Consider the following 14117-nt stretch of genomic DNA (forward strand, 5'->3'; position numbering starts at 1 on the left):
GGGCGTTTTCCCGGCCGTTGCGGGCGGTGCCGGGAGCTTCGCCCGATTCATCGGAACGATGCGTTCCCTTATCCAAAACGGGCCGTTTCGTTTCGCTGGGAAAAGTATGTATGGTTTGCGGACGAAAAATCATCGGCAAAGGGAAACAGGATGGGTGTTGATCGGGTCCGCAAATCGATTGGCCCGCGGCGCAGCCCCGACAGCGCCGACGCCATCCTCAACGCCGCCGAGGCGGTGCTGGCCGAGGCCGGTTATTCCGGCTTCTCGATCGAAGCGGTGGCGCGGCGGGCGCGTGCGGGAAAGCCAACGATCTACCGCTGGTGGCCGAGCAAGGCCGCTTTGCTCTTCGACGTCTATCAGCGGGGCAAGCGCGTCGACAATCCCGACAGCGGGAATCTCGAGGATGATCTCGTCGGTTTCCTGAAGAGCCTGTTCTCGCACTGGCGCGAAACACCATCAGGCAGCGTCTTCAGATCGCTGATCGCCGAGGCGCAGTCGGACGCAACCGTGGCCGCCGCCCTCGCCGAATACACGAAAGGACGCCATGTCCATACCGGCCGAATGATCGAACGCGCCAAGGCAAGGGGCGAAGTCGCGGCCGATGTCGATCCGGCGCTCGTCGCCGACCTGGTCGCCTCCTTTGCCTGGAAGCATCTTTTGACCAATCGCCTCGACGAAGACGAAACGACCATACGCACAGCCGTCCGCTACGTGATACAAGGCATCGCTCCACCGGAGCACGCGGCGATCCAGCGGCGTTCAAAACGTCGACGCATTATAGGATAGGGCGCACTTCTTCCCTTCCCCCCCTTGTGTGGGAGAAGGTGGATTGGCGCGCAGCGCCAAGACGGTTGAAGGGTGTTGGACGGAGTGCCGGCGGTGCCAAGCTGGAACACCCCTCATCCGACCGCTTCGCGGCCACCTTCTCCCACAAGGGAGAAGGGAAACCCTAGCCTCACATTGGCCTACTTGGTGTTTTCCAGCGCGTCGACCGTCTGCTTCAGCTTCTCGTCCGGGATTTCGACTTTGGCGTCGGCGCGCAGCGTCTTGACCAGCGCGATATACTTGTCGCGGATGACCGCCTGACGGGCCTGATCCTTGACAGCGTCGAAAGCCGGCGGCTGCTTGGTCCGCTTGTCCTCGACCTTGATGACGTGCCAGCCGAACTGCGTTTGCACCGGCTGCTCCGTATATTTGCCGACCGCCAGCGCGGCGGCCGCCTTGTCGAATTCCGGCACCATCTGTCCAGGACCGAACCAGCCGAGATCGCCGCCGCTGGTCTTGCCGCTCGGATCGCTGGTGTGCTCATTGGCGAGCTTTTGGAAATCGGCGCCGCCGTCGAGCTGCTTGATGATCGCATCGGCTTCTTCCTTCGACTTCACGAGGATGTGACGGGCATGCACCTCGTTGGTCGGCGGCGTGTTGGCGATTTCCTGGTCGTAGCGGGCGCGAACCTCGGCATCGGTGACCTTGTCGACGACATCCTTCTCGACCATTTCGCCATGCAGCGCGCGCTGCTGCAGGAACGCCATGCGGCGCTGGAAGTCGGGATCCTTGTCGAGGCCGCTGGTGACCGCCTGGGTTGCCATGACCTTGATTTCGATCGCCGCCGAAAGTGCTGCGGCGCGGCGCTGTTCGGGCGGCATCTGCGCGAACTGCTGCGACAGCTCGCCTTCCGCAAGCGCAAGGTCTGCCTCGGTCAGCGTCTGGCCGTTGATCGTGGCGACCACAGCGTTCGGATCGACAGGCGCTGCCGGCTGGGCGGGGGCGGCCGGTTGGGCGGGGGCGGTGTCCTGCGCCATCAGCGGCGACAGCGACAGGGCCGACAGCCCGAATGCCAGGCCGAGGCTGGCGAGCGACGCGCGGCGGAACAATAGGGACATACGATCAACTCCAATGGGGGATAGCTAGAGCGGGATGGCTTCAAGACCAGCCGGATTATGGCGGAATTTGGCACGGTCGACAGGGCGAGCGCGCCGTTGACATCGATTGAGCCCCCTCTTATCTGTCCAACGACTTTGCGTCCAGAACCGTTTTCCGGGCGCTTTTTGCGTTTGTCCGCGTTTCACGTGGATTTGATGGGGCCGCCCGGCACCCGTCGCAACGACTTGGAATACTATCGAAAGGACCATTGAATGGTCAGTTTTGGCGGTCTCGCCCGTAAGGTTTTCGGCTCCTCCAACGATCGTCGGGTCAAGTCGACGCGGCCGCGCGTCGAAGCGATCAACGCCATGGAAAACGAGATGCGGGCGCTCTCCGACGCCGAGCTGACGGCCCGCACGGAGAAATTCCGCCAGGATGTCGCCAACGGCGCCAGTCTCGACGACCTTCTGGTGCCGGCCTTCGCCACCGTGCGCGAGGCGGCGCGCCGCGTGCTCGGCATGCGCCCGTTCGATGTTCAGCTGATCGGCGGCATGGTGCTGCACAATGGCGGCATCGCCGAGATGCGTACCGGCGAAGGCAAGACGCTGGTCGCCACGCTCCCCGTCTATCTCAACGCGCTCGCCGGCAAAGGCGTCCATGTCGTCACCGTCAACGACTATCTGGCCACGCGCGACTCCGAATGGATGGGCCGCGTCTACAAATTCCTCGGCCTAACCGTCGGCGTCATCGTCCATGGCTTGTCCGACGAAGAACGCGCCGCCGCATATGCCGCCGACGTCACCTACGCCACCAACAACGAGCTCGGCTTCGACTATCTGCGCGACAACATGAAGTTCGAGCGCGCCCAGATGGTGCAGCGCGGCCACAGCTACGCGATCGTCGACGAGGTCGATTCCATCCTGGTCGACGAGGCGCGCACGCCGCTGATCATTTCCGGTCCGCTGGAAGACCGCTCGGAAATGTACAACACCATCGATGCCTTCATGCTGAAGCTCGACCCGGCCGATTACGAGATCGATGAGAAGCAGAAGACCTCGATCTTCACCGAGGAGGGCACCGAGAAGCTGGAAAACCTTCTGCGCGACGCCGGCCTGCTCAAGGGCGAGTCGCTCTACGACGTAGAGAACGTCGCCATCGTCCACCACGTCAACAATGCGCTGAAAGCGCACCAGCTGTTCCAGAAGGACAAGGACTATATCGTGCGCAACGGCGAGATCGTCATCATCGACGAATTCACCGGCCGCATGATGCCGGGCCGCCGCTATTCGGAAGGCCTGCACCAGGCGCTCGAAGCCAAGGAGCATGTGGCGATCCAGCCGGAGAACCAGACGCTCGCCTCCGTCACCTTCCAGAACTATTTCCGCCTCTACAAGAAGCTCGCCGGCATGACCGGCACGGCGCTGACCGAGGCCGAGGAATTCGGCAACATCTACGGCCTCGAAGTCACCGAGATCCCGACCAACCTGCCGGTCGTCCGCATTGACGAGGACGACGAGGTCTACCGGACGGTCGAGGAGAAGTACAAGGCGATCGTCAAGGAGATCAGGGAGGCGAGCGCCAAGGGCCAGCCGACGCTGGTCGGCACCACCTCCATCGAAAAATCCGAGCAGCTCGCCGAGCGCCTGCGCAAGGAAGGCTTCAAAGATTTCGAGGTGCTGAACGCCCGCCACCACGAGCGCGAAGCCGCGATCGTCGCCCAGGCCGGCAAACCCGGCGTCATCACCATCGCCACCAACATGGCCGGCCGCGGCACCGACATCCAGCTTGGTGGCAATGCCGACATGCGCATCGCCGAGGAGCTTGGCGATATGCCTGACGGTCCCGAGCGCGAAGCCAAGGAAAAGGAAATCCGCGACGATGTGCAGCGGCTGAAGGAAAAGGCGCTGGCCGCCGGCGGCCTCTACGTGCTCGCCACCGAACGCCACGAGTCGCGCCGTATCGACAACCAGCTTAGGGGTCGTTCAGGAAGACAAGGCGATCCCGGGCGCTCGAAATTCTTCCTGTCGCTGCAGGACGATTTGATGCGCATCTTCGGCTCCGAGCGCATGGACGGCATGCTGCAGAAGCTCGGCCTCAAGGAAGACGAGGCGATCATCCACCCCTGGATCAACAAGGCGCTGGAAAAGGCGCAGAAAAAGGTCGAGGCGCGCAACTTCGACATCCGCAAGAACCTGCTGAAATATGACGACGTGGCCAACGACCAGCGCAAGGTGGTGTTCGAGCAGCGTATCGAGCTGATGGACGGTGAAGGCCTGTCGGAGACCATCGCCGAGATGCGCGAGGGCGTCATCGACGAGATCGTCGCCAAGGCTATTCCCGAAAACGCCTATGCCGAGCAGTGGAACGTCGCCGGCCTCAAGGCCGAGGTCGCCGAATTCCTCAATCTCGACCTGCCGATCGAGGACTGGGTCAAGGAAGAGGGCATTGCCGAGGACGACATCCGCGAACGCATTGCCCAAGCCGCCGAAACGGCGGCCAAGGAGCGCGCCGAGCGTTTCGGCCCCGACGTGATGACCTATGTCGAGCGCTCGGTGGTGTTGCAGACGCTCGACCATCTGTGGCGCGAGCACATCGTCAACCTCGACCATCTGCGCTCGGTCGTCGGCTTCCGCGGCTATGCCCAGCGCGACCCGCTGCAGGAATACAAGGGCGAGGCGTTCGAGCTGTTCCAGGCAATGCTGGGCAATCTGCGCCAGGCCGTCACCGCGCAATTGATGCGCGTCGAGCTGGTCCGCCAGGCGGCCGAAGCCCCGCCGCCCGAAGCGCCTGACATGTTCGGCAGCCATATCGACGGCACCACCGGCGAGGACGATTTCGGCGAGACCGGGCTTCTGATCCGCCAGGAGACCAACACCATCGTCGCCCCCGAAAACCGCGACCCCAACAACCCCGCCACCTGGGGCAAGGTCGGCCGCAACGAGGCCTGTCCGTGCGGTTCGGGGAAGAAGTACAAGCACTGCCACGGAGCGTTTGCGTAAGCACTCCCTTCCCTTCTCCCCGTTCACGGGGAGAAGGTGCCCAAAGGGCGGATGAGGGGCGGCGCGGTGGTCAAAAATAGAAAATGGCCAAGACGCGCCAGCAGATTAAAAGCGCTCAATACCAGCGCCATCGATGCTTTTGAACTCCATTGCATTGATGTCTAGTGCGCCGCATAAAGTGCCATCACCGTGACGATATACGAGACGGTGATCATGGCATAGGCGATCTGGAGAAAGGTCATGTAGTCATCCTTTTGATTCGAGAACGACCTACCAGATATTCCCAGATTTCCTTTCCCGCCATGGGAAAATGAAGAGCGATTTCCCGTACTTAAACATTTACTTATCTACAATGCCCTTACTAAATCGACCACCGGACACAGGGGCGTTAATTATCTTGCGACTCTCTATCGGTGCTGCGCCGTCGATTTCACAGTTTGCATCGTTTGGATTTGTTGATCCTCGGTTGCGTCACCGCCACGGCACCGTGAACCACAGCGCAAAGCAGTACGTTTCAGGCGAGATTCACACCAACAACATCGAGTCCTTCTGGTCGCACGTTAAGCGGTCTATGTGCGGGACTTACGTTTCGGTTTCGAAGAAGTGGTTGCAGACCTACCTTTGGGAGTTCGAGTCTCGCCAGAACCTTCGTCGGGAACCGCACTTGATGATTGATCTCTTGTTGAAATCGTTCCCGCGCCCGGTTGGGAAGTGAGTGGCGGCTTTAGTGGCCATCGCCTTTAGAAGGCGGTCGAAACGTGCGTCAGGTTTGTCGATCATTGTTCATGTCCCTTCTTATCGTCGGGGATTAGAGAGAGCTGCCGGCCGGCAGGCGTAGCCGGTACAAACCTGAGCACCTCCAATATCTTGTATGCTGGCTTTCCCTTTTTGCCGCTTTCGTCCTTTGAAGTCGTGATTTCTAGGCGGACTTGATAGGTGTCATCGACCATTGCTCCGCCACGAGCAAGAGCGTCCTTGGCAATAGTGGTTTCTGAGATGTCGGCATATATATGATCCGTGCCGAGCTTGAACCGCCACTTGTCTGCCTTTTCATCGTAGACAGGTCCATACACACTTAGCCACGCAGTCGTCGGGTCAACGTCGGGTTCACTCTGCTCTTTTTCCGCAGGCCCTGTGTTGCACGAGGCCAATATTGCATCTGCCGATGATGCATCGATTGTTTCGACAAATTGGTCATCTTTGCGCACGCCGAGACTGGTGAAGCGGTCTCGCCCAATGGGTGAAAGCGCATCCCTTGTCGCGGCGAGGGCTTTAGGGTTTTCGCCAAGGTTGTGGATGTGGTGGTGCACGTGAACCTCGTTGTGATCGCCCTCGAACCTAATGGCGACCACGCCTTGGCCATTCTGATCGGTGATTTCGGTCTTGCTTTCGATCTTTCGTCCGCGCTTCACTTTTAGATATCCAAGATAACTTAAATACCCTGCAACGCCGACACCTGTTGGCTTAAAGATTCCAATCCATTCCAAGACTTCCTTCGCCGTCTTGACGGGGCTGCTGTCTATGAGTGATTTGACGTACTCATAGTATGTTATAACAGCTTCAAAATTGACCTGGAAGCACTTATGTTCGAAGTCGGATACTACGAGTACCTTAGCCTTCGCCTTGCTGCCGTTGAACTCAGTATTAGCTTCTCGGATAAGCTTGCCGAATCCGAGTAGTGCAGGAGCGAGGTTTTCGACATCCATAGTATGGTCATCGACCCGCTCGGTGCCGTCATATGCAATTGAAAATTCGTGCCGACTCATGTTCGGCCCCTCTGATTCCGGCATATTTCCCCCCAGCCAGATAAAGCCGGAGTGAACCACAAATATCTGTCTGCGGAAAGAATTGCGTCATACATGGCAAAGATGGCGCAAAGATCGAAGCAGCCAAGGGGCGTAACATGCGATTTCTATTCACTGTGTTGTTCATGGTGCTAGCCACCCACGTAAGCGCGCAGGAAGCCCAAGGGCTGGCCGCTGAAGCCCCACGCCAACAAGAAGGCAAAGATGGGAAGGCAAGCGACACTCAGCCCCGCGCCAATGAGCCTTCTATCCCGGTGCGCATTATCGAAAACCCATATGATACCCAGCGTACCAGGGACCGCGAAGATGCAAGCGACAAGCACGATTCCGATGATTTGAAAGCCCAGCAAAAAGCCGCTGATGCCGCCGATAGAGCTGCTACAGCCGCTGAGAGGCAGGTAGTAACGGCATGGTGGCAAGTCGGCGTAGGAATCGCTGGTATGGCCGCTCTGCTTGTCACTATCTGGTTCAGCATCCGAGCCACCAATGCCTCTGTGGCCGCAAACAAGATCGCTCAAGAACATTTCGTTGCTGAAAACCGCCCTTGGCTTTCCATCGGCGAGCCAGTCTTCTCCATACATTCCGACGACGGCAGCTCGCCTGTCGTATTTGTAAAGGTGGCCGTCAAAAATGTTGGAAGAAGCCCCGCGCTTAATGTCTACCTTCACGTTAAGACCGACCCGATGGCCATCAATTTCGAGAATAGCAAAGCTGCAGAGCGGCTGGCCGCAGACGTGGCTAAGCCAACGGCTTGGCGATGGGGAAATGTGGTAATTTTCCCGGACAACACCGAAGAAGTCACAGGGGTAAGTGACGGGGTGGACAATGTGACCGAGAAGAGTCGGTACTTGCGGGTGGTTATCTGCGCCACTTGCCGGGGCGTCACCGGGGACACAATTTTCCATGCCGCATCCGCGTACCGCTTTGACGCGCACATTTTGACGGAGCTGAAAGGCGAGATGTTCGAGGCCATTGAGGCCACGCGCATTCGGGGCAGCAATTCCATCGGATAGCCCCGCTAGAATCGCCCCGACCGCCAAGACAATCGCTTCACAATGCCGCCTCGCGGACGCGTACGACTCGTTGATTTCGTTGTGGAATAATATTTACATGCTTGAAGGGGTACATCCGGCGCTTTGCGCAGGGCGTACTCCGAAGTACATGCCTCACCAAGGTCACAGACCGGCCGGGATCCCGTTGCGCCCGGCAACTCCCCGGTGTGCGCCGCCCCTCATCCGCCTGCCGGCACTTTCTCCCCGTGACGGGGAGAAGGGAGCACTCCCCCACACCCAACCGTTTCTTAATGTGTCTTCGCTACACCCAGCCCCAGAAACGAGGCGGAAAACGGAGTGTAATCAGGGTGCGCTTTTCCGCGGCGACGACAGCCGGGCGGTTCCTGCCGCAGCGCCTTGCGCTGCGCGTAAAGCCGCTGCTTGGCCGCATCGACGCCGTGCTGTTCACCGCCGACGAGCGCGGCGAGGCCGGCCGCATGTCGCTCATCGCCTTCTCCATCCGCATCGTCAGCGCCGTCATCGCCTTCGCCAGCCAGGTGCTGATGGCGCGCTGGATGGGTTCGTTCGAATACGGCATCTTCGTCCTCGTCTGGGTGACGATGGTCATCCTTGGCAATCTCGCCTGCCTCGGCTTCCACACTTCGGTCATCCGCTTCATTCCCGAATATCGCGAGCGCAACATGCTGGCCGAATTGCGCGGCATCGTGCTGGCCAGCCGCCTGTTCGTGCTAATTGCCTCGACCGCGATCGCCGCCCTTGGCGCGCTCGGTGTCTGGCTGCTCTCGCCCTTTATCGAAAACTACTATGTCGTGCCGTTCATTCTCGGCCTCATCTGCATGCCGATGATCGCGATGTCCGATCTGTTGCAGGGACTGGCGCGGGCCAACTCATGGGCGCTGTTTGCGCTGGCGCCGACCTATCTGGTGCGGCCGGTGCTGATCCTGGCGCTCATGGCGCTGATGCTGCTGGCGGGCTTTGCGCCCGATGCAAGGACCGCGATCTTCGCCTCGATCGCCGCCGCCTATGCCACCACGCTCGGTCAGCTCATCGGCGTCACGGCGCGGATGGACAGGAATATCCCGGCCGGGCCGAGGAAGGTGCATTTCGCGCAATGGTTCCTGGTGTCGCTGCCGATCTTCCTGGTCGAAGGCTTTTTCTTCCTGCTCACCAATGCCGACGTGCTGATGGTCGGCGCCTATATGGCCCCCGAGGACGTCGCCGTCTACTTCGCTACTGTCAAGACGCTGGCGCTGGTGCATTTCGTCTATTTCGCGGTCAAGGCCGGAGTCGCCCAGCGCTATGCGCAATTCACCCATGGCGAGCCGGAAAAGCTCGCCGCCTTTGCCCGCGAAACGGTGTCGTGGACCTTCTGGCCGTCGCTGTTCATGGCGCTGATGGTGCTGGCGTTGGGACAGCCGATGCTGGCCTTGTTCGGGCCTGAATTCAGCGCCGGCTATCCGCTGTTGTTCCTGCTGGTGTTCGGCGTCGTCGCCCGCGCCGCCGTCGGCCCCTGCGAAAGCCTGCTCACCATGAGCGGTCACCAAAACGTCTGCGCCGCCGTCTACGCCATGACGCTGGCCTTCAACATCGGCCTCAATCTGGTGCTGATCCCGCTTTTCGGCCTGTGGGGCGCGGCGATGGCCACTGCCTTCGCCATGGTCTTCGAGGCCGTCGCCCTGTCCTTTACGGTCTGGCGCAAGCTCGGCATCGTCATGGCCATTTTCGTAGCCGCCGAAGGAGCCGCATGATGGCTGCCATCCCATTGCTCGAGGAAACCAGCGGCGGCCCGGCCGGCGCCATGGTGTCCGGCCTCACAGGGCTCGCCCGCGAAGCCGACCCCGCCCATCTCGAGCTCCTGGCCAACGACCGGCCCGAGCGCAAACTGGCCGTCTACCCGGCCTCCGCCGGCTTCGATCTGGTCGAGGAACTCGATTATCTCTGCACCCGCACGATCGAGCCCAACGTCTTCTTCAACCCGCGTTTCCTGGCGCCCGCCATGCCGCGGCTGGAAGACCGAGAGGTGCGGCTGGCGGTCATCCGCGACGGCAACGAATACCGCAACCGGCTGCGCTTGCTGGTGCCGTTCTCGGTGGAGCGGCCGGCAATGCCGCTCGGCGTGCGGGTGATGCGCACATGGTCGAGCCCGTTCGGCCCGATCGGCACGCCGCTGGTCGACCGTGACGATCCAGTCGGCGTCATCGAGGATTTCTTCTCGATGCTGTCGCGGCCGCATCTCAAATTGCCGAAGGTCTTCGTCCTGCCCGACATCCGGCTCGACGGCCCGGTGGCAAGCCTGCTGGCCACCGTCGCCGAGACGCGTGGCCTGACGCTGGTCACCACTGGGAAGGCCGAACGCCCGATGCTCGAAAGCGAGATCGACGGCGATGAATATCTCAAGACCTCGCTGCGCTCGCACCACTATCGCGAGTTCCGCCGCCTGAAACGCCGCCTCGCCGACCTCGGCCGGCTGGAGCATCTGGTGGCACGCGGGCCGGAAAACATCCGCCATGCTATTGAACGCTTCCTGACGCTGGAAGCAGCAGGCTGGAAAGGCCGCGAGCGCACCGCCATGGCCGTCGACCGCTACCGCGCCGCCTTTGCCCGCGAAGCCGTGCACCGGCTGGCTGAACAGGACCTGTGCCGCATCCATTCGCTGACGCTCGACGACCGCACCATCGCCAGCCTGATCGTCTTCGTCGAGGCCGGCGTCGCCTATACCTGGAAGACGGCCTATGACGAGACGCTTGCCGCCTATTCGCCGGGCACGCTCTTGATGATCGAGGTGACCAGGCAGCATCTCGACGACCCAAACATCATGATGAGCGATTCCTGCGCCGTGCCCGACCATCCTGTCATGAGCCGGCTCTGGATGGAACGCAGGCCGATCGGCACGCTGGTCATCGGCCTGACGCCGGACGCCGACCGCCTCGTCCGCCAGGCGGCATCACAGCTTCACCTCTATCGCGAAACCCGCAACATGGCGCGCCTCCTGCGCAACCGGATGAAGAGCTTGTTGGGGCGGCGGTAGGGCACAGGACGCGCTGGGCGTAAAGAAACTTGCGATATTGTACGCAATCAGGTACAAGAACCCCATGCGTACCACATCCTACAGTGACCTGCGGCGCAATCTCGCCGCCATGATCGACCGTGTTAACGCGGACCATGAACCGGTTGTCATCACGCGCGACCGCGGCAAGCCGGCGGCGGTGCTGATGTCGGTCGAGGATTTCGCCTCCTACGAGGAGACACGCTATCTGCTGAGGAGCCCAGGCAACGCCGCGCGGCTGCTCGAGGCGACGGCGGAGCTGGACCAGGGCGGCGGCAGCGAGCGCGAGCTTGCCGAGTGAAGCTCGTCTTCCACGAGCGGGCCTGGCAGGACTACCTGCACTGGCAAGCAACCGACCCGAAGCTGCTCTTGCGCATCAATACACTCATCAAGGAATGCAGTCGCACCCCCTTCAGCGGCACCGGCAAGCCGGAGCCGCTACGTGGCCCTCTGTCGGGTTGGTGGTCGCGGCGCATCACGCAGGAGCATCGCCTGGTCTACCGCGCCACCGAGGACAGCCTGCTCATTGCGCAGTGCCGTTATCATTATTGAAAGTAGCGTCACGCGGTCGTTCATCGGTCTTGCAACTTCTCTAAGGCTGATATGGGCAGCGGCCGATGTCCGAGTCACATTTAAAGGACTGTCCGAAGTTCAGGGAGCGGCCTCGAGGAGGTCGGGATGCTCCAAGCTCATCCCACGGACCGGCTCGACGAAATGCCGGTCCGGAATGACGACGATATTCCCGACAAAGGCCTTGGCCATGAACTGCTTCTGCGCGTGGTGGAATTGCGAAAGTGGAAACGTCGCCGCCAGCACCGGCTTGATGGTGCCGCTGCAGATATAGTCGAGAACGCGTGCAAAGGCTGCACGCGTGCCCTGCGACGATCCATGCAGTTGCAGATGCTTAAGATACATCGTGCGCAGGTCGAGTTGCACGACAGGGCCGCCGATGGCGCCGGCGGTCGTGTACCTGCCTTCAGGCCGGAGTGCGTTGAGGAGCTTGGGAAACATGGAGCCGCCGACCAGGTCCGCGACCACGTCGAGCGGCCTGCCTTGCAAGATGTCGCGCAGGTCCGCCGCAAAGTCCTCCGTCTCACGCAGAATCACGCCTTCCGCGCCCAGATTCAGCACCGCCTGCTCCTTGCCCCGGCTGACCACCGCGAAAGGGATAGCGCCGCGCGCGCGGGTAAGCTGGATGAGCCCGGATCCGACTCCTCCTGAAGCGCCGGTTATCAGCACGGTCTCGCCAGGGCGGACGTCCGCCCGCTCCAGCATCTGCTCTCCGGTGTGGTAGGCGCACCAGAACGTAGCAAGCTCGGCATCCGAATAGGGTGAATCAACGACATGCGCGTTCGCTGCCGGCACGGCGACGTATTCGGCAAAGCCGCCGTCACGCCCGTGCCCGATGTAGTCGATATCGGCGAGGCTGTCGTCGTCACGGTTGTAGATCGAGGCATCGACGATGACGCGCGCTCCAACCCGGTCGGCCGGAACATCGTTCCCCGCAGCCACGATCCTGCCGACGATGTCGGCTCCTTGAACACGAGGAAAAGTCAGCGTCGAGCGGCCGCGCCGCCAGGTGGACACGGCTTCTGGATCGTCGTCCGTTCCATAAGCTCCCTCGCGAACCCAGACATCGGTGTTGTTCAGGCCGCACGCGGTGACTTCGATAAGAACCTCATCCGGGCCGACTGAAGGGACAGGAACATCTCCGTAGACGAGCTTGTCGCTGCCGCCATGGCCGATCAGTACTACGGCCTTCATTGCCTTTGGTATCATGGTCTTCTCCCAGTCTGGGTTTTCCTTCGCGCAGCGATGTCGAGGTGGCTTTGGCAGATCATGCATACCAAATGTTCTATACAAATCATCATGTCAATACCGATATTGTATCATACCAAGTCTGAGATTGAGGCAGCGCAAAATAGGCATCGAGCGCGCCGTCAAATGCGGCGGCTACGGCAGCGTTTAGCGCCGTGTTGCCCATCGGGCAAAGCGGATCCGTCAGGAAGCTATGCGCATTCGCCGTTCGAGCAGCCGCGCCAGGTAAGCGCATACAAGACTGATAACGAGAAAGAATACGCCGACCAGGGTGATCGGCTCGATGTACCGGTACGTGGTGGTGGCGATCGCTCGGGCCTCACCCATCACTTCATAGACTGTGATCGCCGAGAGAAGCGGCGTCTCTTTGAACATGGCGATCAAATAGTTCGACAAGGCCGGGATCATAGGCGGGAGCGCTTGGGGCAGGACGACATGGCGCCACGTCTGGACCAGGCTAAGATTGCAGGCCCGCGCCGCTTCCCACTGGCCCCGCGATACGCTCTCGATGCCGGCGCGATAGACTTCCGCGATGTAGGTCGAATTGTGCAGCCCAAGTCCGATGACGCCGGCAAGCAGGGGAGACAACGTTATGCCCACACCCGGAAGCGCGAAGAACAATATGTAGAGCTGGACCAGCAGAGGCGTCCCCCGGATGAAATCGGCAGCAATGCCCACGGGGAGCGCCAACCATCTCGAGCGCGAGCGTCGTGCGAGGGCGATGACCAGGCCAAGCACGGCGGCCAACGCAAAGCCCAGAAACGTTGCCAGGATTGTGATCCGAATGCCGTCGAACAGGCGCGGAAGGATCTCCCAGACGAACTCCCAGTCCCATTCCATGTCAGGCTCCCGGTGTCTCGATTCGGTCCGCGCCGACGGCCAGCCGTCGCTCGAATGGCTTCACGATGGAAAACTTGATCAGCGACGACAGTGCAAAATAGATGACAAGCACGATCGCAAACGGCAGGAAGGTCTGCCCCGTCTGGTTACGCACGAGCTGCGCCTGATAAGTCAGGTCGGGCAGCGAGATGAGTGACGCGATCGCCGTCATCTTGAGCATGGTGATGGCAAGATTGCCGAATGGCGGCAGCATCAGCGCCAGCGCCTGCGGAAGGATCACATGCCGCATGCGTTGGTATCGCGTCATGTTGAGCGCAATGCATGCTTCGGTCTGCTCCACCGCGATGGCGAGGACACTGCCGCGCACCACCTCTGCGCCGTAGGCGCCGAGATTCAGCCCCAAGGCAAGCACAGCGGCTTCCATAGGCCCGAGCGCGATGCCGAAGAGCGGCAGAACGTAAAAGGCCCAGAACAATTGAACGAAGAGCGATGTCCCGCGAAAAAACTCGATATAGGCGGACGCCATCATCCGAATCGCCGCCGATGGGGAAAGCCGCCCGAGGCCGGCCAGAAACGCAGCCACCAGCGCCAGCACCGAGCTGAGGACCGACAAGATGACGGTGACCTGGAGACCCTTCAGGATGAGTAGAAGGCTATCGGTCACGCCTGGGGCGCTCCACCGGAGAGGGAACGATAATTACAGGCATAATTGATATGCATCAATGAACGACAT

The 14117-nt window shown here is 61.0% G+C and carries 12 protein-coding genes and 1 pseudogene; 8 read left to right on the top strand and 5 right to left on the bottom strand.

Going from position 1 to position 14117, the window contains the following annotated elements:
- Nucleotides 1-150: 150 nt before the first annotated feature.
- Nucleotides 151-786: a TetR/AcrR family transcriptional regulator gene (locus NKH73_RS26645; RefSeq protein ID WP_352937382.1), complete on the top strand. Its 636-nt coding sequence runs from the start codon at nt 151-153 to the stop codon at nt 784-786.
- Nucleotides 787-965: 179 nt separating this feature from the next.
- On the opposite strand, the gene NKH73_RS26650 is transcribed toward NKH73_RS26645, so the two are convergent.
- Nucleotides 966-1883 carry a peptidylprolyl isomerase gene (locus NKH73_RS26650; RefSeq protein ID WP_352937383.1) on the bottom strand — a complete coding sequence of 306 codons (918 nt, stop codon included), beginning with the start codon at nt 1881-1883 and terminating at the stop codon, nt 966-968.
- Between the two features lie 252 nt (nt 1884-2135).
- On the opposite strand from NKH73_RS26650, the gene secA reads away from it, so the two are divergent.
- Nucleotides 2136-4862, top strand: a complete 2727-nt coding sequence (secA, locus tag NKH73_RS26655) for a preprotein translocase subunit SecA (RefSeq protein WP_352937384.1) — start codon at nt 2136-2138, stop codon at nt 4860-4862.
- A 484-nt stretch (nt 4863-5346) separates the two neighbouring features.
- Nucleotides 5347-5577: pseudogene (locus NKH73_RS26660) on the top strand (transposase); the annotation flags it as partial.
- Nucleotides 5578-5638: 61 nt separating this feature from the next.
- On the opposite strand, the gene NKH73_RS26665 reads toward NKH73_RS26660, so the two are convergent.
- Nucleotides 5639-6652: an LAPAL motif-containing putative phage structural protein gene (locus tag NKH73_RS26665; protein WP_352937386.1), complete on the bottom strand. Its 1014-nt coding sequence runs from the start codon at nt 6650-6652 to the stop codon at nt 5639-5641.
- Nucleotides 6653-6765: 113 nt separating this feature from the next.
- Here NKH73_RS26665 and NKH73_RS26670 point away from each other — a divergent pair, with 113 nt between their 5' ends.
- From NKH73_RS26670 to NKH73_RS26690, 5 genes are all read left to right on the top strand, one after another.
- Nucleotides 6766-7680, top strand: a complete 915-nt coding sequence (locus tag NKH73_RS26670) for a hypothetical protein (RefSeq protein ID WP_352937388.1) — start codon at nt 6766-6768, stop codon at nt 7678-7680.
- A gap of 347 nt (nt 7681-8027) precedes the next feature.
- On the top strand, nt 8028-9428 hold the full coding sequence (locus NKH73_RS26675) for an oligosaccharide flippase family protein (protein ID WP_352937390.1): 1401 nt from the start codon (nt 8028-8030) through the stop codon (nt 9426-9428).
- Nucleotides 9428-10708, top strand: coding sequence for a GNAT family N-acetyltransferase (locus NKH73_RS26680; RefSeq protein ID WP_352937392.1), 1281 nt, complete (start codon nt 9428-9430; stop codon nt 10706-10708). The genes NKH73_RS26675 and NKH73_RS26680 overlap by 1 nt, the downstream gene beginning before the upstream one ends.
- Nucleotides 10709-10772: 64 nt before the next feature.
- Entirely contained in the window at nt 10773-11027 is a 255-nt protein-coding gene (locus tag NKH73_RS26685; protein WP_352937393.1) for a type II toxin-antitoxin system Phd/YefM family antitoxin, read from the top strand.
- Nucleotides 11024-11278, top strand: a complete 255-nt coding sequence (locus NKH73_RS26690; protein ID WP_352937394.1) for a Txe/YoeB family addiction module toxin — start codon at nt 11024-11026, stop codon at nt 11276-11278. Before NKH73_RS26685 ends, NKH73_RS26690 begins: the two co-directional genes overlap by 4 nt.
- Before the next feature lie 99 nt (nt 11279-11377).
- Here NKH73_RS26690 and NKH73_RS26695 read toward each other — a convergent pair whose 3' ends face one another.
- From NKH73_RS26695 to ehuC, 3 genes are all read right to left on the bottom strand, one after another.
- On the bottom strand, nt 11378-12505 hold the full coding sequence (locus tag NKH73_RS26695; protein ID WP_352937395.1) for an alcohol dehydrogenase family protein: 1128 nt from the start codon (nt 12503-12505) through the stop codon (nt 11378-11380).
- A 222-nt stretch (nt 12506-12727) separates the two neighbouring features.
- On the bottom strand, nt 12728-13384 hold the full coding sequence (ehuD, locus tag NKH73_RS26700) for an ectoine/hydroxyectoine ABC transporter permease subunit EhuD (protein WP_352937397.1): 657 nt from the start codon (nt 13382-13384) through the stop codon (nt 12728-12730).
- Nucleotide 13385: 1 nt separating this feature from the next.
- Nucleotides 13386-14048 (bottom strand): ectoine/hydroxyectoine ABC transporter permease subunit EhuC, encoded by a 663-nt coding sequence (gene ehuC / locus NKH73_RS26705; protein WP_352937398.1) that lies wholly within the window; start codon nt 14046-14048, stop codon nt 13386-13388.
- Nucleotides 14049-14117: the final 69 nt, after the last annotated feature.

Origin of the sequence: Mesorhizobium sp. M0938 (genome assembly GCF_040319125.1) — a bacterium.
Classification (GTDB): Bacteria; Pseudomonadota; Alphaproteobacteria; order Rhizobiales; family Rhizobiaceae; genus Mesorhizobium; species Mesorhizobium robiniae.

Coding starts and splice junctions, on each gene's coding strand:
- NKH73_RS26650 (WP_352937383.1), bottom strand. CDS start 1,883: ATGTCCCTATTGTTCCGCCGCGCGTCGCTCGCCAGCCTCGGCCTGGCA.
- NKH73_RS26645 (WP_352937382.1), top strand. CDS start 151: ATGGGTGTTGATCGGGTCCGCAAATCGATTGGCCCGCGGCGCAGCCCC.
- NKH73_RS26665 (WP_352937386.1), bottom strand. CDS start 6,652: ATGCCGGAATCAGAGGGGCCGAACATGAGTCGGCACGAATTTTCAATT.
- NKH73_RS26695 (WP_352937395.1), bottom strand. CDS start 12,505: ATGATACCAAAGGCAATGAAGGCCGTAGTACTGATCGGCCATGGCGGC.
- ehuD (WP_352937397.1), bottom strand. CDS start 13,384: ATGGAATGGGACTGGGAGTTCGTCTGGGAGATCCTTCCGCGCCTGTTC.
- NKH73_RS26670 (WP_352937388.1), top strand. CDS start 6,766: ATGCGATTTCTATTCACTGTGTTGTTCATGGTGCTAGCCACCCACGTA.
- NKH73_RS26680 (WP_352937392.1), top strand. CDS start 9,428: ATGGCTGCCATCCCATTGCTCGAGGAAACCAGCGGCGGCCCGGCCGGC.
- NKH73_RS26685 (WP_352937393.1), top strand. CDS start 10,773: ATGCGTACCACATCCTACAGTGACCTGCGGCGCAATCTCGCCGCCATG.
- secA (WP_352937384.1), top strand. CDS start 2,136: ATGGTCAGTTTTGGCGGTCTCGCCCGTAAGGTTTTCGGCTCCTCCAAC.